The sequence below is a fragment of the Glycomyces sp. YM15 genome, from assembly GCF_016918015.1.
Lineage (GTDB): Bacteria > Actinomycetota > Actinomycetes > Mycobacteriales > Micromonosporaceae > Glycomyces.
The window spans coordinates 13534-36664 of record NZ_JAERMK010000020.1; the positions used below are offsets into that span (position 1 = coordinate 13534).

At 71.8% G+C, this 23131-nt stretch carries 19 protein-coding genes, 2 pseudogenes and 1 riboswitch; of the genes and pseudogenes, 6 read left to right on the forward strand and 15 right to left on the reverse strand.

Annotated elements, in window-relative coordinates:
* Positions 1-124: 124 nt before the first annotated feature.
* From JHY01_RS19890 to JHY01_RS19905, 4 genes are all read left to right on the forward strand, one after another.
* On the forward strand, positions 125-1387 hold the full coding sequence (locus JHY01_RS19890; protein WP_205327430.1) for a J domain-containing protein: 1263 nt from the start codon (positions 125-127) through the stop codon (positions 1385-1387).
* Positions 1388-1757: 370 nt separating this feature from the next.
* A complete protein-coding gene (locus JHY01_RS19895; protein ID WP_205327431.1) occupies positions 1758-3149 on the forward strand; it encodes an IucA/IucC family protein in 1392 nt (463 codons plus the stop codon).
* On the forward strand, positions 3146-5800 hold the full coding sequence (locus tag JHY01_RS19900; protein ID WP_205327432.1) for an IucA/IucC family protein: 2655 nt from the start codon (positions 3146-3148) through the stop codon (positions 5798-5800). The genes JHY01_RS19895 and JHY01_RS19900 overlap by 4 nt, the downstream gene beginning before the upstream one ends.
* A gap of 118 nt (positions 5801-5918) precedes the next feature.
* Positions 5919-7124 carry a hypothetical protein gene (locus tag JHY01_RS19905; RefSeq protein WP_205327433.1) on the forward strand — a complete coding sequence of 402 codons (1206 nt, stop codon included), beginning with the start codon at positions 5919-5921 and terminating at the stop codon, positions 7122-7124.
* A 19-nt stretch (positions 7125-7143) separates the two neighbouring features.
* Here the strand turns inward: JHY01_RS19905 and JHY01_RS19910 are convergent, their stop codons facing one another.
* Complete coding sequence (locus tag JHY01_RS19910; RefSeq protein ID WP_205327434.1) at positions 7144-7617, reverse strand: MarR family winged helix-turn-helix transcriptional regulator; 474 nt, start codon at positions 7615-7617, stop codon at positions 7144-7146.
* A 60-nt stretch (positions 7618-7677) separates the two neighbouring features.
* On the opposite strand from JHY01_RS19910, the gene JHY01_RS19915 reads away from it, so the two are divergent.
* On the forward strand, positions 7678-8055 hold the full coding sequence (locus tag JHY01_RS19915; RefSeq protein ID WP_205327435.1) for a cupin domain-containing protein: 378 nt from the start codon (positions 7678-7680) through the stop codon (positions 8053-8055).
* A gap of 142 nt (positions 8056-8197) precedes the next feature.
* On the opposite strand, the gene uppS is transcribed toward JHY01_RS19915, so the two are convergent.
* From uppS to JHY01_RS19940, 6 genes and pseudogenes are all read right to left on the reverse strand, one after another.
* The gene (uppS, locus tag JHY01_RS19920) at positions 8198-8962 is read right to left on the reverse strand and encodes a polyprenyl diphosphate synthase (protein WP_205327436.1); all 765 of its coding nucleotides are present in this window, start codon (positions 8960-8962) and stop codon (positions 8198-8200) included.
* A 57-nt stretch (positions 8963-9019) separates the two neighbouring features.
* Positions 9020-9088, reverse strand: a pseudogene (locus JHY01_RS28185) (hypothetical protein); the annotation flags it as partial.
* A gap of 58 nt (positions 9089-9146) precedes the next feature.
* Positions 9147-9485 (reverse strand): annotated as a pseudogene (locus tag JHY01_RS19925) (MerR family DNA-binding transcriptional regulator); the annotation flags it as partial.
* Between the two features lie 249 nt (positions 9486-9734).
* Entirely contained in the window at positions 9735-10481 is a 747-nt protein-coding gene (locus JHY01_RS19930; protein WP_205327438.1) for a succinate dehydrogenase/fumarate reductase iron-sulfur subunit, read from the reverse strand.
* Positions 10478-12415 (reverse strand): fumarate reductase/succinate dehydrogenase flavoprotein subunit, encoded by a 1938-nt coding sequence (locus JHY01_RS19935; protein WP_205327439.1) that lies wholly within the window; start codon positions 12413-12415, stop codon positions 10478-10480. Before JHY01_RS19935 ends, JHY01_RS19930 begins: the two co-directional genes overlap by 4 nt.
* 1 nt (position 12416) lies before the next feature.
* On the reverse strand, positions 12417-13154 hold the full coding sequence (locus tag JHY01_RS19940) for a succinate dehydrogenase cytochrome b subunit (RefSeq protein WP_205327440.1): 738 nt from the start codon (positions 13152-13154) through the stop codon (positions 12417-12419).
* A 77-nt stretch (positions 13155-13231) separates the two neighbouring features.
* Here JHY01_RS19940 and JHY01_RS19945 point away from each other — a divergent pair, with 77 nt between their 5' ends.
* Positions 13232-14158, forward strand: coding sequence for a LysR family transcriptional regulator (locus tag JHY01_RS19945; RefSeq protein WP_205327441.1), 927 nt, complete (start codon positions 13232-13234; stop codon positions 14156-14158).
* Between the two features lies 1 nt (position 14159).
* Here the strand turns inward: JHY01_RS19945 and JHY01_RS26900 are convergent, their stop codons facing one another.
* The 8 genes from JHY01_RS26900 to gcvH form a co-directional block, all read right to left on the reverse strand.
* Positions 14160-14528: an ankyrin repeat domain-containing protein gene (locus tag JHY01_RS26900; protein WP_205327442.1), complete on the reverse strand. Its 369-nt coding sequence runs from the start codon at positions 14526-14528 to the stop codon at positions 14160-14162.
* 474 nt (positions 14529-15002) lie between these two features.
* On the reverse strand, positions 15003-16148 hold the full coding sequence (locus JHY01_RS19955) for a chorismate-binding protein (RefSeq protein ID WP_205327443.1): 1146 nt from the start codon (positions 16146-16148) through the stop codon (positions 15003-15005).
* Positions 16149-16209: 61 nt separating this feature from the next.
* Positions 16210-17871 carry a VWA domain-containing protein gene (locus JHY01_RS19960; RefSeq protein ID WP_205327444.1) on the reverse strand — a complete coding sequence of 554 codons (1662 nt, stop codon included), beginning with the start codon at positions 17869-17871 and terminating at the stop codon, positions 16210-16212.
* Positions 17872-17961: 90 nt separating this feature from the next.
* Entirely contained in the window at positions 17962-20784 is a 2823-nt protein-coding gene (gene gcvP / locus JHY01_RS19965) for an aminomethyl-transferring glycine dehydrogenase (protein ID WP_205327445.1), read from the reverse strand.
* Between the two features lie 79 nt (positions 20785-20863).
* Positions 20864-20964: riboswitch (glycine riboswitch) on the reverse strand.
* A 21-nt stretch (positions 20965-20985) separates the two neighbouring features.
* On the reverse strand, positions 20986-21543 hold the full coding sequence (locus tag JHY01_RS19970) for a MerR family transcriptional regulator (protein ID WP_205327446.1): 558 nt from the start codon (positions 21541-21543) through the stop codon (positions 20986-20988).
* Between the two features lie 96 nt (positions 21544-21639).
* Positions 21640-22110 (reverse strand): bifunctional nuclease family protein, encoded by a 471-nt coding sequence (locus JHY01_RS19975; protein WP_205327447.1) that lies wholly within the window; start codon positions 22108-22110, stop codon positions 21640-21642.
* Between the two features lie 134 nt (positions 22111-22244).
* Complete coding sequence (locus JHY01_RS19980; protein WP_205327448.1) at positions 22245-22682, reverse strand: FHA domain-containing protein; 438 nt, start codon at positions 22680-22682, stop codon at positions 22245-22247.
* A gap of 34 nt (positions 22683-22716) precedes the next feature.
* Positions 22717-23094: a glycine cleavage system protein GcvH gene (gene gcvH, locus JHY01_RS19985; protein WP_307814506.1), complete on the reverse strand. Its 378-nt coding sequence runs from the start codon at positions 23092-23094 to the stop codon at positions 22717-22719.
* Between the last annotated feature and the right edge of the window lie 37 nt (positions 23095-23131).

Here is a 23131-nt window from a genome sequence, read left to right on the forward strand (position 1 = left end):
TCGGCCCTGGCGACACCCGAAGCGGCAATGCGGCGGTAGATTGACTCCATTACCGTCGAGACCGACGCCCGCCTCCCCTCACGGGCACCGGCCCGTCCCCGCACGACCGACCGGGAGCCGCGTGGTGAACGAACCAGACCACTACCGCGTCCTCGGGGTCAGCCCGCAGGCCCCGAAAGCCGACATACAAGCGGCCTACCGCCGCCGGCTGCGCGAGACCCACCCCGACCGCGGCGGCGACGAGGACGAGTTCCACCTCGTCCAAGGCGCCTGGGAGACCCTCTCCCACCCAGGGCTGCGCCGCGAATACGACCTGCTGCGCTTCGGCCGCCGCGCCGCGCGCCGCTACGGCAAGGCCGCCGCGAAACCCTCGCACCGCAAAGTCCGCGGCTGGAACGTCTCGCCCGCGCCGCAACCCGCCGCACAGGGCTTCCCCGCCGAGGGCGCCCTCGTCACCGTCCCCTGGCACGCCCGGCTGCGCCTCACCCGGCCCGTGCACCGGCCCTCGGCCTGGACCGCAGCCGGATACATGGCCGCCGTCGCCGCCGTCTGGGTCTTCTGCGGGCTCGGCTACCTCGGGCAGGCGCTCGCCGCCGACGGCTGGCTGTTCCTGGCCCTGGCCATCCCGGTCACCATCGCCATCGCCATCATCGTGCTCGTCCAGACCAGCCGGGCCCTCAGGCGCCGCCCCGACACCGCGCCGAACCCGCCCACCGGGCGGCTCGTCATCGCGCTCCTGTTCGCCGCCGCCGTCGTGTGGCTCGCCGGACTGTCGACGCCGTGGGGCTGGGCCCTGGGCGTCTACGTGCTCACCGGCACCGCCTTGGCGTGGACGGTGAAACGCCTGCGGTACACGCTGGCGCTGCGCCGCTCCGTCGGCGGGGCCCTGCGCCAGTTCAACGCGTTCGGGCCCGCCGGGACACGCCCGAAAGCCGACCGGTCCACGGGCAAGCTGCTGCGGGAGGTGCTCACGAACCTGCCCGCGGCGCGCCTGTTCGTCGCGCTGCCGGTGGATCTGGAGACGCGCGTGCCGCACGCGATCGTCTGCGGCGACCGGATCGCGCTGCTGTGCGCTCCGGTGGGACGCGACAGCACCGATGTGGACTCCGTGAACCTCGCCGCGGCCGTCAAGGCCCTCGACGCGGCGCTGCCGGACGCGAACGTGCAGGGCTGGGTGCTGTGGCCGACCCTGCCCGAGACCGCCCGCGCGGGCGAGACCGCCGCCGTCCACGACGTCGCGGTCGGCCAGGCCGCCACCGACATCGGCCTGTGGCTCGCCGCGGGCGGCATGGTCTACGACCTGCCGGTGCTCCAGGCGCTGCGGGTGCGCCTCGCCGCGGTTCCGGCACCGCGCACCGGGGACCGGACGCCGGCCGTCCGCACCTGAGAGCGGCTCCGCCCCAGGGCGATCGACCACTTCGTGAGCAATCGCACCCTCCACAGCGGCGGATTCCGCCAGTACAGTGCAGGCTGTCAAGTTCTCGGCTCCGGCGGACCGAGCTCGCCACCCGATCCGTGAAAGGCCGTGAATGCAAGTGGAGCACGACTGACCGTCGTGCCGGTCCCCTGCGTCCGGTACGGCGCCAGGCCGTACTGGGGCGTTCGACCCGAGCGGAACGAGTCGACTCGGGGCGACTGCGGGCCGTTCAGGGCAGACGGAGGTCCGCCCTGGCGGCGAATCACCGCTCCCTGTTCTGCACTGCAGGGGTCGAAACCCACCCCACCCTGAAGGACGGGACTTCCTTGGAGAACATCAGGTGAACGCCACCGACCGCAACGACGCGACCGGCCACGACCCGACCACCGCCCGGCGCGCCGACGCGATCGTCGCCGGGCGCCTGCGGTCTGCCGCGGCCCGCGAGCCGCTGCCGGGCAAGGCGGCCGGAACCACCGCCGCTGAACTGGCCGCGTCGCTGAGTTCCGGTTCGCCGCATGCCGCGCGGTTCACCGCCGAGATCGACGCAGCCGTTCGCGGCACCGCGCTTGCGCTGGAGGCCGCCCGGCCGCATCCCGCCGATGTGTGGGCGGGCGCCGGCGCGTTCCATGCCGACCCCAGCACGTGGTTCGAACAGGCGGTACTGCTGGGGCATCCGACGCATCCGCTGGCGCGCTCCAGGGGCGAGCTCACGGATGACGAGATCCGCGCGTACGCGCCCGAGCACGGAGCCCGGATCGACTTGGGGCTCTTCGAGCGCAAAGGGCTCGAGGAACCGGCGATCTGGTTGAGCGTGTGCGGGCGGTCGGAGCAGCTGCCGGTCCATCCTTGGCAGGCCGCGCGCCACGGGCTGACGAAACCGGTGCGGACCTTCCGCGATGCGGCGCCGTTGATGAGCCTGCGCACGGTCTCGACCGGGGACCTGCACATCAAGACCGCTGTGGATTTGCAGTTGACCTCGGCGGTCCGGCACGTCTCCCCCGCGTCGGTGCACAACGGCCCGTTGCTCTCGCGGTACCTGGCCGGCTCGGCCGCCGCGCAAGGGATCACGCTGTTGCGGGAACGCGCGGCCATCGCCCGCGGCCGGTCGGGCGAACCGCTGTCGCATCTGGCCGCCGTAGTCCGCCCGGCTCCGCACACTGTCGGCCATCCGCGTGCAGTTCCCCTTGCGGCCCTTGCCGAACCCGACCCGGCCGATGGTCGGCCGATCGGGGCCGCGCTCGCCGGAGACGACCTCGACGCCTGGTGGGAGGCCCTCGTTGCGGTGGCGCTCGCGCCCGTGCGGCTGTTCGAGGCGACCGGTGTCGCGCTCGAAGCGCACGGGCAGAACGCCCTCGCGTCCTTCACCGGCGATCGGCCCACCGGCCTCGTGTACCGCGACTTCGGCGGCGTGCGCGTCCCCAAGACCGGCTGGCCCGCCCTCGAAGGCGACCTGCAGACCGACGACGCCGACGAGCGGCTGCGCAAGCTCACCGCGGCGCTCTTCCCGACCACGTTGACCGCGCTCGTGGACGCACTCGCCACGTGGACCGATGCCGATCCGGGCCGGTGGTGGCGCGCCGTCGACCGCGCGCTGGCCGACCTCGGCGGCAGCGCCGCCCAGGCGCTGCGGACCGAACCATGGACCATGAAGGCCACCACCGCGATGCGCCTGGCCGACCGGCCCACCGAGGACATCTGGGTCCCGGTCGACAACCCCCTGGCGGCGGCGTGAACCTCGCCTCGCAGATCAAGGCCGCCGCGTGGCGTGAGAACCTGGGCGGCTTCCGCGACCGGCCCCTACCCGAAGGCGCCCGAGAGCGGGCCTTCAACCAGCTCGAGGTGGACGGGCCGGACGAGGACCCGGTCAAGACCCTTGAGGCGATCCTCGGCGGGGCGGTGCCCGAGCACCTCGCCGCCGAACTGCACTCGGCGCGCGAGGGCCTGGCGCACGCCCGGACTCGTGCCGAGCGGCGCGGCCGCCATCTCGCCGCCCTCGCGGCGCGGGCCGGGGCCGGGAGCCTCGCCGAGCTCGTCGCCTCGTGCGGGCGCGACGTCCACACGACCGCGCGACTGCTCGAAACCCTCGCCACCGAAGGCCACCAGCTGCATCCGTGCGCGCGCACCCGCCTCGGCTGGGACCGGGCCGACCGGGAACGGTACGACCTGGAGGCGACCCGGCCGATCCGGATCCGGCTCGTCGCCGACCGCGCCGGGGTCCTGGAGTACTCCGGTGAGGACTTCCGCGACCACCCGATGCTGCGCGGCCTCGACCTGCCCGACCGGGTGCTCCCGGTGCACCCGTGGCAGCTGGAGCACCGGATCCTGCCGGGCCACCGGGACCTGTTCGACTCGGGGCGGCTGCACGTCCTGGAGGCGACGGTCCCGGCCTGGCCGACCGCCGCGATCCGCACCCTCGCCGGACACGACGCGCCCGGGTTCCTCAAGCTGGCCTTGGGGATCCACATCACCTCGACGCGGCGCGACATCTCCCCCGCGACCGCGCTGCTGGGACCGCGCCTGTCCGCGCTGATCGGCCGCGTCCACCGTGTCGGCGACGACGGGACCGAGTCGCGGCACCGCATCGCCATGGACGTCGCAGGGGCGTGGCTGCCCGGTTCGCGCGACCTCACCGCGCTCGCCCGGGCCCCGCTCGCCCGCCTCGAGTCCGAGGGGATCGTCTACGTCCCGGCGACGGCCCTCACCGCGACCTCACCGGTGACGGGCCTCAGCCTCGCCGCCGAGTACGCGCGATGGTCCGGCGACCCCGACGCGTGGATCCGCCGCTACACGGACCTGTTCGCCCGTCCCGTGCTGCGCCTCGCCGAAGCCGGCATCGGCCTGGAGGCGCACCTGCAGAACAGCATCGTCGCGATGCGCGGGCCCGATCCGGTCTTCCCGGTCTCCCGCGACCTCGGCGGCGCCCGCGTCCACCTGCCGACCCTCCCGTGGGATCTCGAACTGCCCCAAGGCAGCCCGGTGAACGCTCCGAGCATGGACCAGGTGCGGGCGAAGGTCGCGTACACGCTGTTCCAGAACCACGTCGCGGCCCTGGTCGCGGTCCTCGAACGCGACCTGGGCCTGGACGGGGCGGCCTTCTGGGCCGACCTGGCCGCCGAACTCGGCGGTCGCCTCTCGAAGGCCGAACGCGACGCCTATCTCGCACCCCGGCAGCCCACGAAAGCCCTGCTGACCATGCGCCTGCACCCAGGCGAGACCATCGAGACCCCAGTGGACAATCCGCTCGCCGAAACCCCGGTGCACGGGCACCCCGCCCTCGACCGGCACGTCCGGGCACTGCGATCCCCCGCCAGCGCGTGGATCTACGACCCGGCACGCGTCAGCGCGTTCCTGGAGGCCCTGCGCGAGGCCCTGCCCGGCAGCACCGTGCTGTACGCGATGAAGGCGTGCGCGAACCCGGCGGTCCTGACGGCCGCGGTGCGGGCCGCGCACGGCGTGGAGTGCGCCTCCGGCGGTGAGCTGGCGGCGGCCCGGGCGGCGGGGGCGGCGCGGCTGGCGTTCTCGGGGCCGGCGAAGACACCGGCCGATCTGGCCGCGGCGGCGGCGTGCGAGACGCCGTTGTGGATGCACGCCGAGAGCGCGCGCGAGCTCGACGGGCTCGCGGCGGCCGGGTTCACCGGGCCGGTCGCGTTGCGCGTCAACCGGGGCCGGGCGCTGCCGGGGACGCATCAGATGACGGGCGTGCCGACGCCGTTCGGCTTCGACGAGGCGGAGGTACCGGCGGCGATCGTCCGCGCCCTCGGCCTGGGTCTGGACCTGGTCGGGTTCCATCTGCACGCGGTGTCGAACTGCCTTGAGGCCGAGGCGTACGCGTGGCATGTGCGCGAGTCCCTCGCGTGGTCGCACGCGGCGGCGCGCGGCCGTTTCGAGCTGCGGTATGTGAACGTCGGCGGCGGGCTCGGCTCCGATCCGCGCGGGGCGCGGATCGATCTGGCCGCGCTGGCGGAGGGCCTCCGGGGTTTGGAGGCGGGCGGGGCGGAGCTGGTGTTCGAGCCGGGCCGGTACGCGGCGGCGCCGGCGGGCTGGTACGTGGCCGAGGTCCTGGATCTGAAGACCGTCGGGGGGCAGGCGTTCGCGGTGGTGCGCGGGGGGACGCACCATTTCCGGCTGCCGGCGGCGTGGGGGTACGCGCATCCGTTCGCGGTGGTGCCGGGCCCGCGCAGTGGCCCGGTGTGGTCGGACGTGGAGGTGCGGGTGTGCGGGGAGCTGTGCACGCCGCGGGACGTGCTGAACAGCGGCCAGCGCGTGTCGTCGCTCGCCATCGGAGACCGTCTGGTGTTCGCCAATGCCGGGGCGTACGGATGGGAGATCTCGCATGACCGGTTCTTGGGGCATCCGGGGCCGGAGCAGGTCGTCATCGGCTGATCGGCGGATCCGCGCACCGGTGCGGTGCGTCTACGATGAAGGGCCCGAAGCCGACGCGCCGCCCGACAGTGCCATCAGCGGCGCGCGCACAGCCTCGATCCCTCATTGAGGAGTCCGCATGCCCAATCGGCGCCACGCCCGACGGACGCACCGCGATGCCGCGAAGTTGGCGGCCGCGGGCAACCATCAAGGCGCCCTTGCCATCTACGCGCATGCCGAAGGCGAGTTCCGCGGCTGCCTGGCGGTGCACCCGGAGGACCGGGGCACGCGGAGCGATTTCGCGGAGCTGCTGGCGGATCTGGCGGTGTCGCACGCGGCCGTCGGCGAAGTCGCCGAGGCGTATGCCGCGCAACGGGAGCGGGTGACGATCACGGCGGGCCTGCAGACGGGGACCGTGGAGCGGGCGGCGGCGCGCCTGGATCTGGCCGAGGCCGCGGTGGGCGCGGGGCGGCTGCTGACGGCGGCGACGGAGGCGGACGCGGCCTTGGGGCTGCTCGACGATGTGGATCCGGCGGACCCGGGGAGTCCGGGTTTCACGACGCTGGCGGACGCGATCGCGCGGGCCGCGCGGGTGTTCGCCCGCGCGGCGGACCCGGATCTGGCCGTCGGCGCGGCGGATCAGGCGGCCCGGATGCTCATTGCGGCCCGGCAGGCCGCCCCTGGCGGGTTCGGCGCGGAGGGCATCGGGTTGGACGGCACGGCCGTGCTGCTGCGCGACAGTCTGCGTCTGGCGGCCGCGCTGCATGCGGGCGCGGGCCGTGCGGGGCACGCGCGGGGCGCGTCCGACCTCCTCACACGGCACTTCCCAGGCGTCTCGCCGCCGTCGGCGCCGATCCCGTTGACGCTGCGGGCGGCGTTGGAGACCGCGATGCGCATGGGCGCGTTCTTCGATCCGGGCCTGATCGAGCGGCTGTGCCCCGACCCGGCCGGGCGGGAGGCGCCGGTGACGGTGAGCGCCCGCTGCGATCCGGGGCTCGCGGCCGTCGCGCTCCATACGGTCGAGCCGGCGGTGGAGGCGCTGGCTTCGACGCATCCGAACCTGGCTTGGCGCATCGCCACCGAGGTCCACTATCTGCTGACGGCGGCCGATCGGCTCGGTGAGCGGAACCTGCACTTGAACTTCCGCGATCACGGTCCGGCGTGGCTGGCGATGCTGATGGCGCTCACGGCGACCGGGAAGCAGGGGCCGATCCTCGGCGACCTCGCGGCCGCGCTGGCGGAGTTGTGCGAGCGGCTGCGGACGCGCCATGCGGCGGCCGAACATGAGCCGCTGGTGGTGGCGGCGCATCGTTTCATCACCGCGTACGGGGACCCGAGGCGCTGAGGCGTGGCTCGGTGCCGGTTCACCGGTCGCCGCTGAACCAGCCGGGGACGTCGAGGCGGAGCAGTTCTCCCGGGGCGAGGGTGCGCAGGTCGTTCTGGAGTGCGGCGAGTCGTTCGGGGCCGATGGTTTCGGCCCACTGGGCTTGGATGGCGTCGAAGCTGCGGGCGGAGACGGCGAGCATGTCGAGGCCGTGGGCGGTGAGGCGCACGAGTTTGCGGCGGGCGTCGTTCGGGTCGGCGGCGCGTTCGACGTAGCCGAGTTTCTCGAGGTTGGCGATGGTCTTGCCGGCGGCCTGCTTGCTGACGCCGAGGCGCGCGCCGAGTTCGACGGCGGTGGTCCCCTGTGTGCCGATGGCCTGGAAGACGAAGCCGTGCATGGGTTTGACGTCGGGGTAGCCGTGGCGGGCGAGGTCGTCGTGGGCGGCGTCGATGATGGCGCGGAACGCGGCGAAGAGCTGGAGCGGGAGTTCGTAGCCGGGGGTCGGTTCAACCATGATCGACAACCAGGTTTACTATATGGGTAACCACGTTGTCCATCTTAGGAGACGCCTCTCGTGCGCATCGTCCGCAGTACTGCATCCCGCCGCTCAGAGACCCCCGCGGCGGCCATGACCACCTTCGCCTCCCCCGGCCTCGGCGGCGCGGCCGCGCCGCTGTGGAAGGTCGAGGCCGCCGCCGAGACCCCCGGCCCCCTGCACCACATCGACGCCGAGCAGGTCTGGGTCGTCCTCTCCGGCGATGTCGCCGTGACCGTCGACGGCGCCCACGCCGACCTGTCGGCGGGCGACACGATCGTGATCGAAGCCGACGCGGCCCGCCGGTTCACCCCGGGCCCGGACGGCTTCACCGCGATCTGTACCGGCCCGGCCGGCATGCGGGCCTACATGCCCGGCAAGGAGGACGCGAAGATGACCCCGCCTTGGACCGCCTAGGGCCTCTCCGGTGAACCGGAACCTGTCCGGCCCGTTCGCCGCGTTGCGGGGGCCGCTGCATACCGGTGGTGTATGCGGCGGCCCCTCCGTCTTGCGAGCGAACGGACTCGGATACGGCCTCGCCCTGATGCACGGGGCAGGCCTAGGCCGAGCGGCGCTTCGCGAAGTCGCGGAGTGCGCGCAGGAAGTCGACCTCCCGGAAGCCCGGCCAGTAGACGTCGCAGAAGGACAGTTCGGCGCCGGCGGACTGCCACAGCAGGAAGCTCGAGAGGCGCCGCTCGCCGCTGGTGCGGATGATGAGGTCGGCCTGCGGCAGGTCGGGGGTGTACCGGTGGGCGCCGATGTCGGCGGCGGTCAGTCGCGCGGCGAGTTCGCCGATCGTGGTGCCCTGGGCCGCTTCGGTGTCGAGCAGGGCGCGGACCGCGTCGACGATTTCGTCCTGGCCGTCGTAGCCGATGGCCACCGTGAGGTGCCCGCCGGTGCGGTCGGCGGTGGCCTCGCAGGCGGTCTTGAGGGCGTGCGCGGTCGCGTCGGGCACGTCGTCGAGGCGTCCGGCGATGTGGAGGCGCCACTGGTTGCCGGGCCTCATGAGGCGTTCGGCGACGATCTCCTCGATCATCGCCATGAGGTGGGCGATCTCGCCGCCGTCGCGTTTGCGGAGGTTGTCGGTGGAGGCGACGTAGACGGTGACGTGGCCGATGCCGATCCCGGCGCACCAGTCGAGGAGGTCTTCGAGGTGCTCGGCGCCGTGGCGGTGGCCGACGCCGGGGTCGTCGAAGCCCTGTTGCCGCGCCCAGCGCCGGTTTCCGTCCATGGCGACGGCGACGTGCCGGGGCAAGAGCTCGGCGTTCAGGTTGCGGCGCAAGCGCCTCGCATACCAGCGGTACAGGATTCGGGGTCCGCGCATGCGGCCCAGCCTAACGGGTGGAGCGTGCTGGGGCGGCCCGTTCGGGCCGCCCACGGGTCAGAGGTTGGCCGCGGCGTAGGCGTCCATGGCCGCTCGCATGTAGGCGGCGAAGCCGTCGCCCACCTGGTCGTAGGTGTCCTTGAGGCGGGGTTCGTCGGTGTAGAGCCCGCCGAGCCCCCCGGTAGGCCTCGGCGTTGGGCCGGTCGCCCCAGTGCTCGGCGATGAGCCGGTAGTGGTCGACGACGACGTCCTGCACGTCGGGGTCGTCGGCGGCCTTGCCGGCCCGGCGGCGGGCGTTGATGTCGTTGAACGCCTCGGGAATCGCGCGGCGCTCTTCGGGGGTGAGCTCCTGGAGGGTCTCCCAGGCGCGTTCGACGACGGCCTGGTCGGGCCTGCCGTAGCGGCGCAGGCCGCCGGGGCCGTGGGAGGCCGGCTCGAGGAGGCCGATGGCGTCGTAGTGGCGCAGGGTGCGGGCCGAGACGCCGGCCAGGCGGGCGACCTCGGCGGTCGTCCAGACGTCCATTGATGCGCTCCTTCGTTCGTCGTGCGGTTCCGACGGTAGGGTCTGACGTTGCGTCAGCCGCAAGGATTCCGAAGAGAGACACGGGTCACGGTCATGTGCCGCGACCTCACCGGGCCCGGGTCGTTGTTCACATGGGGCGGCATTACCCACTCACGTGGGGCGTATTTCCCCCGGAGTCTCCCCGCTCACGCGGGGCAGGAGAAACGGGAAGCCCCCCGGCGAGAGCCGGGGGGCTTCTTCACGTTCTCGCTAGGCGGCGCGGATGGCGGCCTTGCGGAAGTCGCGGTTGAGCTTGCCGATGACGTCGAGCCCGATCTCCTTGGGGCACGCGGCGGCGCATTCGCCGGTGTTGGTGCACCCGCCGAAGCCGGCCTCGTCGTGGGCGGCGACCATGCCGAGCACGCGGGTGGCGCGCTCGGGCTGGCCCTGCGGCATGAGGCTCAGGTGGGTGACCTTGGCGCCCATGAAGAGCATGCCGGAGCCGTTGGGGCAGGCGGCGACGCAGGCGCCGCAGCCGATGCACGCGGCGGCGCTGAAGGCGGCGTCGGCGTCCTGCTTGGGGATCGGCACCGCGTGGGCGTCCGGCGCGGTCCCGGTCGGCGCGGAGATGTACCCGCCGGCCTGGATGATCCGGTCGAACGCGGAGCGGTCGACGACGAGGTCCTTGATGACCGGGAACGCGCCCGCCCGCCACGGCTCGATGTCGATCGAGTCGCCGTCCTTGAACTTGCGCATGTGCAGCTGGCAGGTGGTGGTGGCGGCCTGCGGGCCGTGCGGCTGGCCGTCGATGACGAGGGAGCAGGCGCCGCAGATGCCTTCGCGGCAGTCGTGGTCGAACGCGACCGGGTCCTCGCCCTCGCCGATGAGACGCTCGTTGAGCACGTCGAGCATCTCCAGGAACGAGGCGTCCTCGGAGACCTCGTCGATCTCGTAGGACACCATCTTGCCCTCGGCCTGGGCGTCGCTCTGGCGCCAGATTCGCAGAGACAGCTTCACTTGTAGCTCCGTTGGGTGGGCTTGACGTATTCGAACTCGAGGGCTTCCTTGTGGAGGACGGGCGCGTCCTCCCCGAACTCCCAGGCCGCGACGTACGAGAAGTGCTCGTCGTCGCGCTTGGCCTCGCCGTCCTCGGTCTGGGACTCGGCGCGGAAGTGCCCGCCGCACGATTCGGTGCGGTGGAGGGCGTCGATGCACATGAGCTCGCCGAGTTCGAGGAAGTCGGCGACGCGGCCGGCCTTCTCGAGCTCCTGGTTGAGCTGCTCGTTCTTCCCGGTGACCTTGACGCGCCGGTAGAACTCGTCCTTGAGGCCGCGGATGAGCCCGATGGCCTTGCGCAGGCCCTCGTCGGTGCGCTCCATGCCGCAGTACTCCCACATGATCTTGCCGAGTTCGCGGTGGAAGGAGTCGACGGTGCGGTCGCCGTCGTTGTTCAGGAAGAAGCCGATACGGTCGTCGACGGCCTTGCGGGCGGCGACGACGTCCTCGTGGGTCTCGTCGAGGGCGTCGAAGGGCCCGTCGGCGAGGTAGTCCGAGATCGTGTTGGGCAGGACGAAGTAGCCGTCGGAGAGGCCCTGCATGAGCGCGGACGCGCCGAGGCGGTTGGCGCCGTGGTCGGAGAAGTTCGCCTCGCCGGCCACGAACAGGCCCGGGATGTTGGAGGAGAGGTCGTAGTCGACCCACAGGCCGCCCATGGTGTAGTGCACGGCCGGGTAGATGCGCATGGGGCGCTCGTACGGGTTCTCTCCGGTGATCCGCTCGTACATGTCGAACAGGTTGCCGTACTTGGCTTCCACGGCCTTCTTGCCGAGGCGCTCGATCGCGGCGGCGAAGTCGAGGTAGACGCCGAGCCCGCCGGGGCCGACCCCGTGGCCCTCGTCGCACACGACTTTGGCGGCGCGGGAGGCGATGTCGCGGGGCACGAGGTTGCCGAAGGCCGGGTAGCGGCGTTCGAGGTAGTAGTCGCGCTCGTCCTCGGGGATGTCCGCGGGGTGGCGGTCGTCGCCCTTCTGCTTGGGGACCCAGACGCGGCCGTCGTTGCGCAGCGACTCGGACATGAGCGTGAGCTTCGACTGGTGCTCGCCCGACTGCGGGATGCAGGTCGGGTGGATCTGCGTGTAGCAGGGGTTGGCGAAGTAGGCGCCCTTGCGGTGGGCGCGCCAGCCGGCGGTGACGTTGCAGCCCATGGCGTTCGTGGACAGGAAGTACACGTTGCCGTACCCGCCGGTGGCGAGGACGACGGCGTCGGCGAGTTCGGTGGAGATCTCGCCGGTCACCAGGTCGCGCACGACGATGCCGCGGGCCTTGCCCTCGACGATGACGAGTTCGAGCATCTCGTGGCGGGTGTGCAGGTCGACGGTGCCGGCCGCGACCTGGCGCTGCAGCGCCTGGTAGGCGCCCAGGAGCAGCTGCTGGCCGGTCTGGCCGCGGGCGTAGAACGTGCGAGAGACCTGCGCGCCGCCGAAGGAGCGGTTGTCGAGCAGGCCGCCGTATTCGCGGGCGAACGGGACGCCTTGGGCCACGCATTGGTCGATGATCTCGGTCGAGACCTCGGCGAGGCGGTGCACGTTCGACTCGCGGGAGCGGAAGTCGCCGCCCTTGACGGTGTCGTAGAACAGGCGGTGGACGCTGTCGCCGTCGTTGCGGTAGTTCTTCGCGGCGTTGATGCCGCCCTGCGCGGCGATCGAGTGGGCGCGGCGCGAGGAGTCCTGGAAGCAGTAGTTGGCGACCCGGTAGCCGAGTTCGCCGAGGGTCGCGGCGGCGGAGGCGCCGGCGAGGCCGGTGCCGACGACGATGACGCGCAGCTTGCGGCGGTTGGCCGGGTTGACCAGCCGCCCGGAGAAGCGGCGCTTCTCCCAGCGTTCGCTGATGGGCCCGGCGGGGGCCTTCGCGTCCGCGACGGGTTCGCCCTCGCGGTAGAAGTCAGTGCTCATATCAGTTCACCAGTCCGAACGTGACCGACAGGGGAACGATGGCGAACCCCAGGACGACGATGAGGGCGACGGCCAGGCCGGTCGCCTGCGTGCGCTTGCGCCACTTCGTGTTCGGGCCGGCGATGGTCTGCACGGCCGACCAGATGCCGTGGCGCAGGTGGAAGTACAGGGCGGCGAGGGCCAGCAGGTAGAACACGGTGACCGGCCAGCGCTCGGGGCTGAAGGTGGCGACGACGGCGCCGTAGGCGTCGGGGACGTCCTTGACCGGGTTCACGGTGCGCCAGGTCAGGTCCAGCAGGTGCCAGATGACGAAGAAGAAGACCACGACCGCGCCCCAGCGCATGGTGGCGACGGCGTGGCGCGACTCGCCCTTGGCGGGTTTCTTGGACGCGTAGCGCACCGGGCGGGCGGCGAGGGCGCGGCGGGTGAGGACGACGGCGGACCAGATGTGGACGGCGGCGGCGGCGATGAGGCCGATGCGCAGGACCCACAGGATGCTCTCGTGGGGCAGGAGCGGCTCGCCGAGGGTGCGCAGGCCGTGCGCGTAGTCGTTCATCGACTCGCGGCCCTCGAAGACGTGCAGGTTCCCGGCCATGTGGACGATGAGGAACAGCACGAGGAGGATGCCGGAGACGGCCATGGCGATCTTGAGGCCGATGTTGGAACGCCAGGGCGCCTGGGGCGCCCGGGGGCGTTTGTCGGGCCTTGCGGCGGGGCGGTGTTGCAGATCCGTAGACACGTCCAGAGGCTAGACGCGATGCGGGTCACGGGTCCAATTCATGGCGTGGCGGTCTTTCATGCCGTTAGGTTATGAAGATGCGTCCGCAGCAACTTCAGGCCTTTCTCGCTGTCGCACAAACCCGGCATTTCACCCATGCGGCCGAAGAACTCGGTGTGACACAACCGTCATTGAGCAAGCAGATCCAGGCGCTCGAATCGGAGCTCGGCGCGCCGCTGTTCACGCGTGCGCGGGGCCGGATCGAGTTGACCGATGCCGGGCAGACGCTGCTGCCGCACGCGCGGCGGATCACGGCGGCGGTGACGGCGGCCCGCTCGGACATCGACGACGTGCTCGCCGTCCGGGCCGGGCACCTGCGCCTGGGCGCGACGCCCTCGCTGTGCTCGTGGTTGATCGCGCCGCTGCTGACCCGGTATCTGGAGGCGCACCCGGGTGTGACGGTGACGTTGACCGAGGACGGCTCGGGGCCGCTGACCGACCGGCTGACCGCCGGGGACCTGGACTTGGCGTTCACGGTGGGCGACATGGCCGAAGACGCGGGACTCAGTGTCCAGCCGCTGTTGTCGGAGGCGCTCGTGGTCGCTTCGGCGGCGCACCTGCCGCCGTTGACGAGGCAGGGGTTCATCGGGTTGCCGCAGCTGCGGGAGCAGGCGTTCGTGCTGCCCGCCCACGGCTACGACCTGCGGGATCTGACGATCACGACGTGCGAGGGCGCGGGGTTCACCCCGCGCACGGGGGTGGACGGCGGGGCGACCGACGCGGTGGCGTCGCTGGTGGAGGCGGGTCTGGGGATCGCGCTGCTGCCGGCGATGATCGCGGCGGGGCGACCGGGGTTGCGGGCGACACCGCTGGCGCCGCCCGGGGCGAGCCGCACGATCGCTCTGGCGGCGAGGCGGGAGGCGCCGCTGACGAAGGCGGCGGGGGCGTTCGCGGCGTCGCTGGAGGCGCACCTCACGGACCTGCACGCCTGGGGCCGGCTGCCGCAGGGCATGCAGGCCCTCTGAGCTATTTGAAGGTGTCCCGGTCGAACATCGCGGCGATCTGGCGGGCCGAGGGCGTCCCGGCGTCGGGGTCGGCTCCGGCGTCGAGGAGGGCGGCGACGACGTCGCGGTAGTCCTTGAAGACCGCTCCGGCGAGCGGGGACTGGTCGCGGTCGTTGCGACGCTCCACATCGGCCCCGGCTTTGACGAGGGCGCGGACGGTGTCGGCGTGGCCGTGGTAGGCGGCCAGCATCAGCAGGGAGTCGCCCGAGCCGTTCACCAGGTCGACCGGGAGGCCGGTCTCGACGAAGCGGATCAGCCGTTCGGCCTCGCCTTTGCGGGCCAGGTCGAAGGCGGCTTCGGCTATGTCGTTGAAATCCTCGTCATCGCTCACGCCCCACAGTTTTTCACACCCCGAGGGGTGCGGGACGGGTTCGCCCCCTGGGCCTCCGCAATGGACCGCTCCCAGTGGAGTTCACCCCCGCAGGTGCCGGATCGGGTATTGACACGGCTGGTCGCGGGTGGGAAAGATTGATACGGGCCCGCGGGGGCGCTTCGCTGACACGAGTCCGCCGCGGTTTCCTTTGAACGGTGGGACACAAACGGTGAGGACTCGGGCATGAGCGAGCCGAAAATCCTAGGGCAGTTCCAATTGGAACATCGCACTATCCAAGTGAGCGGCGACGACGGCAATGCCGGGACCGTATGGCTGCGTCGCGTCCACCCCGATCCGCCGATGGCGCTCGGCTGCGTGGTCGAGCTCGACTCCTCGACGCCGCGGCTGCGCCTCTACCGTGCGGAGTGGCCCGACGCGCTGCGAGAGCAGGCGAAGGAGCAGACGCTCGCGATCTGGCGCTCGGCCCGGGCCTTAACGCAGAGCCGCGGCGACGCCCCCGGCCTTCGCTTCGGCTTCGGCCACTTCGGCTTCCGGGTCGGAGCGCCAGGTGATGCCCCCGCCGGACCAGATGTGGGCGTGCTCGGCGTCGAGAGCGACCGTGCGGATCGTGACACCCAGGCGCACCGCCTCACCGGTGAGGTACCCGAAAGCGCCCATGGCCGGGCCCCGGCCGACCGGCTCGAGTCCGCCGACCAGGTCGAGGACGGCGAGTTTCGGTGCGCCCGTGACCGATCCGGGCGGGCACATGGCCCGCAAAAGATCGGCGAAGCCGGTGCCGGGGGCGAGATCGGCGGTCACGGTGGACTCGGCCTGCCACAGGTCCGCCCAGCGGCCGATGTGGAAGAGGTCCTTGACCGCGACGGTGCCGGGCGCGGCGACCTGCGCGAGGTCGTTGCGTTCGAGATCGACGATCATGACATGCTCGGCGCGTTCCTTCACCGACGCGAGCAGCGCGACCCTGCCGTCCTCCGTAGCCGGTGCAGTGCCCTTGATCGGGAAGGTCGCCGCCGTGGAACGGTCGGCGGTGAGAAAGCACTCGGGCGAACCGGAGGCGACGAGCCAGCCGTCGCCGGCCAGGACGCCGCCCCAACTCGCTCCGGTCACCGTGGAGGCGGCACGGGCGATGCCGGCGGGATCCCCGGACCAGCGGGCCCGGCGGTGCCCCACGACGTTGGCCACGTACACGTCCCCGCGCCCGATCGCCTCCTGCACGGCCACGACCGCCCCGGCGTGGTCCGCGCCGGACCACGACGCCTCCCAAGGACCCACGGCGAACGCCCCGAGCGACGCCGCCTCACCCGCGGGCCCGTGGGCGTAGGCGACGAGCGCCAGATCGGGCACCGCGGGGACGGGGCTGGCAGCCCCGATCGCACCGCCGACCATGACCGCCCCCGCAGCCGAGGACACCAGCACGGCGACACCGCAGACGGTGCCGTCCACGCCGGTATGCTCCCCTTCGCCGGGCACGAGGTGACGGGCGCGGAAATCGGCCGCCAGCGCCGCGGGGTCGCCGCCGTCGCCGATCCGCCATTCGAACCGGTCCACTTCCACGAGCCGGTCCCGGCACGCCGCGGGCACCCCCGGCGGAGCGGGTCGGACGGCACGGAAGTTCGGCATGCCTCCAGTATCGCCGGGCCCGCGCCCCGCGGCCCGAGCCGTGTGGCTCACTTCACCGGCCTCAACTGCCGATGACGTCGAGGACGCCGCCCTCACCGGGCGCCTGGACGAACGCGCCGCCCGTGGCCGTGGCAAGCGTCGTCAGGTTCTCCGGGTCGGTCTGCCCGAACCCGACCGTGTACACCACCGTGGGCGCCGCCAACTGCGCGGCGGTATCGGCGGCACTCCCTTCACTCACTTCGTCCCTGCTCGAGTTGGTGAAGACCACGATGATGCTCCGCGCGCCGCCCCCGGCCTGCCCGTTCATGAACGCGCTGGCCGCTATGAGCGTGTCGTACAGGGGCGCGCCGCCGTCGTAGCTGTTGTTGGAGACGGCGTACAGGTCGGTCTCGAGGGTGTCGCGTCCGTCGTCGTCGAGCTCGGTCAGGTCGGTGACCTCCCGGTAGGGCTGCCCGTCCCCCGCGCCGACCCCGTACTCCCACACCCCGACCCGGTAGCTCGACTCCATGTCCCGCACGGTGGCGATGGCCGCCTGCACGGCCGCGTCCCCGGCGGTGAGGTCGTCATCGCCGTAGGCGACGGTCTCGGCGTCGGTGGAGGACGACCGGTCGATGAGGAACAGCACGTGCAGGGCGTCGCGGCCCACCGACCAGGCCTCCACCGCCGCACCCACGGTCTCCGGCGTGGTCTGGGCCAGCGCGGCCGCAGGGTCGTCCACGGCCCGCAGTTCGGTGTCCTCGAAATCGCCGGACTCGACCCGGCCTTTGAGGAAGTCCCCGAACTGCTCGGCGATCGCGGCATCGGAATCGGAGACCCAGCCGCCGCTGAGCACGAGGTAGGTCGCGACGGCGGCGACCGCGGAATCGGACGGAACGAGCGGCACGAGCGGGTCGGCGGGCGCGTTCTCGGCGTTGAAGTCCTCGACCTGGTAGTCCAGGGCGGTGATGGCAGCGGTGGGGTCGGGGCTCTCGCCGTAAGCGGTGAGCGGGTCGTCCGCGCTGTCGGCGAGCGTGCCGGTGCCGGTCGCGGCCCTCCAGGCGGTCATGGCGTCGGCGGAGAACCCGCCCGAGCCGTCCCCGGCGGCGTTGAGCATCGCGACGAGGCCCTCGGTGGAGGTGCGGGGATTGGCGGCCGCGAGCGAGATCTGCCCGCCCTGCGCGGCGGTGAGCACGTCCGTCCAAGTGGGCGCTTCGCCGCCCACCCACCCGAGATCGGTGGCCGTCGAGTTCGGCACGGCCAGCACGGAAGAGGCCTGGCCGAGGACGAGCGGTTCCCGGGTGACGAACCCGGCGGTGGTCTCGTTCGCGGCCAGCTTCGACACCCACGCCTGGGAGTCGGGGACCCACGCGATCGGGCGCGGCCCGAACGATTTCACGTCCCAGTCGCCGGTGAACTCGCTGGAGGCGACCGCGGTCGGCACTTCCCTGATCTCGGCGCCGATGCACTGCCCGGTGGACGCCTCGGGCTGCGTCGCCTCCCATTCCTGCGCCGCGTCGGCGAGGGTCCCGGCGAGGCTCGGTGCGGCCGCGATCGCCACCCGGTACATCGGCCCGGAGCAACCCGACCGCATCAGCGCCACGAAACCCCAGGTGAGACCTGATGCGACGAGCACGCACACGAGCGTGATCACGATCCAGGGGGCCACCACCATACGGTTGCCGCCCTTCTTGCGGCGACGGCCGAGCCGGTGCGACCTCACCTTGTGCGTGGTACCGAAAACCATCAGCTTCACTCCTGGGGGGAATCGTCGGCGCCCAGTGTAAAGCCCCAGCCTCAGGCCCCGCCCACTGTGGTGAGCGGGGCCCGCGTTCGGCTACTCCCCGAAGGCCTCGATCGGCGGGCACGTGCACGCCAGGTTGCGGTCCCCCCACGCATTGTCGATGCGGCCGACCGGCGGCCAGTACTTCGAAGCCGTCACCCCGGCCGGCCAGGCCGCCTCGGCCCTCGAATAGACCCGGTCCCATTCGTCGCCGGTGACGACGGCGGCGGTGTGCGGCGCGGCGCGCAACGCCGAGTCCGCAACGGCGACCTCACCGTTCGCGACCGCGTCGATCTCGCCGCGGATGGCGATCATCGCCTCGCAGAACCGGTCGAGTTCGGCCAGGTCCTCCGATTCGGTCGGCTCGACCATGAGCGTCCCGGCGACCGGGAACGACATCGTCGGCGCGTGGAACCCGTAGTCGATGAGCCGCTTCGCCACGTCCTCCACGGTCACCCCGGAGGCCTTCGACAGCTCGCGCAGGTCCAGGATGCACTCGTGGGCGACGAGCCCGTGCTTGCCGGTGTACAGCACCGGGTAGTGCTCGCGCAGCCGCGCCGCCACATAGTTCGCGGCCAGGACCGCGGCGGCGGTCGCGGCGGTGACGCCGTCGGCGCCCATCATCCGCAGGTACATCCACGGGATCTGCAGGATCCCCGCCGAACCCCACCGCGCCTGCGACACGGGCCCGACCGGCCCGGCGGCCCCGGCCATCGGGTCGGAGGGCAGGAACGGCACCAGGTGCTCCGCGACCGCGACCGGGCCCACGCCCGGCCCGCCGCCGCCGTGGGGGATGCAGAACGTCTTGTGCAGGTTCAGGTGCGACACGTCGGCCCCGAACCGGCCCGGCTTGGCCCAGCCCAGCAGCGCGTTCAGGTTCGCACCGTCGACGTACACCTGCCCGCCCGCGTCGTGGACGCGCCCGCACACCTCGACGATGGTCTCCTCGTACACGCCGTGCGTGGACGGGTACGTGACCATGAGGGCCGACAGCCGATCGGCGTGCTGATCGAGTTTCGCTTCGAGGTCGGCCATGTCGATGTTCCCGGCGTCGTCGCAGGCGACGACGACCACGCGCATGCCGGCGAGGACGGCGGAGGCGGCGTTGGTGCCGTGGGCGCTGGCGGGGATGAGGCAGAGGTCGCGGTCGGTGTCGCCTTGCGCCATGTGCCAGGCGCGGATGGCGAGGAGTCCGGCGAGCTCGCCTTGGGATCCGGCGTTGGGCTGGACGGAGACGGCGGCGTAGCCGCAGACTTCGGCGAGCCAGGTCTCGAGCTGGTCGATGAGCTGTTGCCAGCCGCGGGTCTGGTCGGCGGGGGCGAGGGGGTGGATGTCGGCGAATGCGGGCCAGGTGATGGGTTCCATCTCGGCGGCGGCGTTGAGTTTCATGGTGCAGGAGCCGAGGGGGATCATGCCGCGGTCGAGGCCGTAGTCCTTGTCGGCGAGGCGTTTGAGGTAGCGCATCATCGCGGTCTCGGAATGGTGGGCGTTGAAGACCGGGTGGGTGAGGTAGGTGCCTTCGCGGCGCAGCTGCACGGGGATGCGGTCGGCGGTGGGTTCGTGGAGGTGGGCGCCGAAGGCGTCGCAGACGATGCGGAGGTCCCCTTCGGTGGTGGTCTCGTCGCAGGCGACCGCGACGGTGTCGGGGTCGACGCGGCGGAGGTTGAGGCCTCCGGCGGCGGCCGCGGCGATGATCTCGTCGGCGCGGCCGGGCACTGAGGCGGTGACGGTGTCGAAGAGGGCGGCGCCGACGAGGTCGACGCCGGCGGTCTGGAGCGAGGCGGCGAGCCTCGCGGCGGCGCCGGCGGCGTGTTCGGCGATGGCCTTGAGGCCTTCGGGGCCGTGCCAGACGGCGTAGGAGGCGGCGATGACGGCCGGGAGGACCTGGGCGGTGCAGATGTTGCTGGTGGCCTTCTCACGGCGGATGTGCTGTTCGCGGGCTTGGAGGGCGAGGCGGAGGGCGGGGGCGTCGGCGCTGTCGCGGGAGACGCCGACGAGGCGGCCCGGCAGTTGGCGCTGGAGGGCGTTGCGGACGGCCATGTATCCGGCGTGGGGGCCGCCGAAGGCCATGGGCATGCCGAACCGCTGGGTGGAGCCGACGGCGATGTCGGCGCCGAATTCGCCGGGCGCGGTGAGGAGGGTGAGGGCGAGGAGGTCGGCGGCGACGGCGACGGTGGCGCCGCTCTCGTGTGCGGCCTCGACGGCGGGCGTCCAGTCGGTGACGGTGCCGTCGGCGCCGGGGTATTGGAGGAGGACGCCGAAGGTGCCGTCGGGGATCGCGGCGGGGTCGGTGAGGTCGGCGATGGCGAGGTGGATGCCGACGGGTTCGGCGCGGGTCTTGAGAACGGCGAGGGTCTGCGGGAGGACGCGCTGGTCGACGGCGAAGACGTCCCCGGTGCCGCGTTTGGCCGCGCGGCGGGCGAGGAGCATGGCTTCGGCGGCGGCGGTGGCCTCGTCGAGGAGGCTGGCGCCGGCGACGTCGAGGCCGGTGAGGTCGGTGACCATGGTCTGGAAGTTGAGGAGCGCTTCGAGGCGGCCTTGGGAGATCTCGGCCTGGTAGGGCGTGTACGCGGTGTACCAGGAGGGGTTCTCGAGGACGTTGCGGCGGATGACGGCGGGGGTGTGGGTGCCGTGGTAGCCGAGTCCGATCATGGAGCGGACGGGCCGGTTCTGGGCGGCGAGGGCGGCGAGTTCGGCCTGGGCCTGTGTCTCCGAGATCGCGGCGGGGAGGGCGAGGCCCTCGTGTGAGCGGATGAGGGCGGGCATGCAGGCGTCCATGAGGGCCTCGAGGCTGGGCTGCCCGACGGCTTTGAGCATGGCGTCCTGATCGGCGCTGCTGGTGCCGATGTGGCGGTCGGCGAAGGTTCGCTCGGTCATGGGTGACGCTCCGGTGACAGGTCGACGGCAGTTGCGGTCCCCTCGTCTGTCACCAGCGCCTTGCTAGCTCCAGAGCGGCCAATTCCGGGCGGTCCTGGTACCTGAGAGTTTGAAGCGAGGGACTTGCCCCTTCGGTGCCGTGGAGCGCATGTGGCCCACGATCTCTCCCGCCCGGTTTTCCGGCTCTGCGGCCATGGTAGGTCAGGAGGCGGTGCGTCGGCGACCGGGCACGGTCCCGGTGTGGTGCCCCTTGGTCTGCTCGGGCGGGTGGAGGCGGGTCGGGGTCTTGACGGGGGCTTCGCCGGGGAGGGTGGCGAGGCGGCCCATGACTTCGGTGACGGTGGTGCGGACGGCGATGCCGAAGACGCCTTGGCCGCCGCGGAGGAGGTCGATGACCTCGCCGGCGGAGCGGCATTCGTAGACGGTGGAGCCGTCGGACATGAGGGTGATCTCGGCGAGGTCCTTGACGCCCCTCGAGCGGAGGGCTTCGACCGCTTTGCGGATGTTCTGGAGCGAGACGCCGGCGTCGAGGAGTCGTTTGATGACTTTGAGGACGATGATGTCGCGGAAGGAGTAGAGGCGGTTGGAGCCCGACCCCGAGGCGCGGCGGATCGAGGGTTCGACGAGTCCGGTGCGGGCCCAGTAGTCGAGCTGGCGGTAGGAGATGCCGACGACGCGGCAGGCGGCCGTGCCCCTCCAACCGCGGATCTGGTTGGGGGGGACGGCAGGCCGGCCTGCGGGTTCACTGTGGGCGTCCATGGCTTCCTCCCCTGGGTGGTGTTCAGAGGGTGAGCGTAGCCGCCGGACCCTCCACCATGGTGAGAAAGAGAGAAATGCTCGGGCAGGTCGCGGGTGCTATTGGCTCTCGCCGAAGTCCTCGGGCGTGACGTCTTCGAGGAACTCGCGGAACTTCTCCACTTCGTCCTCCTGGGTGTCGGGGAGGACGACGCCGGCTTCGTCGAGGACGGCGTCGGCGCACCAGATCGGGGCCTCGGCCCGCAGTGCGAGCGCGATCGCATCCGAGGAGCGGGAGGAGACGCGGGTGCGGCCGTCGAGCACGAGTTCGGCGAAGTACACGGTGTCGCGCAGTTCGGTGATCTCGACGGCGGTGAGGGTGACCTCGAGCGCGTCGAGCACATCGCGCATGAGGTCGTGGGTGAGCGGACGGGAGAGCTGCACGTCCTGCTGCTGGTAGGCGATCGCGGCGGCTTCGACGGTGCCGATCCAGATCGGCAGGTACCGGTGTCCTTCGGTCTCCTTGAGCAGGACCACCGGCTGGTTGCTCGGGAGTTCCACGCGGACCCCGACTACGGTCATCATCCGCACCGGTTCGCCTCCAACGGGTGCCGTGTTCCTGAAACGGACCCGCACCGGGTTGGCCCCGGGCGGGTCCTCGAGACTGTCAGCCTACTCGCGGTCGGCGCCCGCGGGGCGGTCGCCGGGGGTTCGAGCGGACGCGGTCAGGCCGCGCCCAGCTTGGGGCCGCTGACGAACACGAGGCGGAACTTGCCGATCTGGACCTCGTCGCCGTTGCCCAGGCCCGCGGTCTCCACACGTTCGCGGTTGACATACGTGCCGTTGAGGCTGCCGACATCGCGGACGGTGAATCCGGCCGCGTCGCGGTGGAACTCGGCGTGGCGCCGCGAAACCGTGACATCATCGAGGAAGATGTCGGAATCGGGGTGCCGCCCGGAGGTGGTCACCTCCTGGTTGAGCAGGAAGCGAGCGCCCGCGTTCGGTCCGCGGCGGACGAGCAGCAGTGCGGTCCCCGCGGGAAGCGAGCTCGCCAAGTTCGCGGCGTTCGTCTCCGCGTCGACCTCGCCGCTCTCCTGAAGAGCGGACAGGTTCATCGTGGCCGTCACATCCGGCGGAGGGAACTCGTCATTCGAACGCGTCATGGATTGCCACCTTCTACAAGTCTGGACCCTCTGGTCACTCCGTAAGCTTCGCATACGCACCGGCGTCGAGCAAAGCAGTGAGCGAGCCGGCATCCTCGACCTCGATGTCGAACATCCAGCCCGCCGCATAGGGGTCGCTGTTCACCAATTCCGGGGATTCCGACAATTCGTCATTGCACGAAAGAATCCTACCGGTCAACGGAGCGTACACGTCGGAGACGCTCTTGGTCGACTCGACTTCGCCGACCACCGCCCCCGCCCGAACCTCGGTGCCTGCCTCCGGGAGCTGGACGAATACGACATCGCCGAGCGCGTTCTGGGCGAAGTCGGTGATGCCGATGCGAACGATGTTCTCGCCGCGCTCCTCGACCCACTCGTGCTCCGCGGTGTAACGCAGTTGCTCCGGAATCACCTGGCGCTCCCCTCTTGGAAACCCCGCCGCATGACGG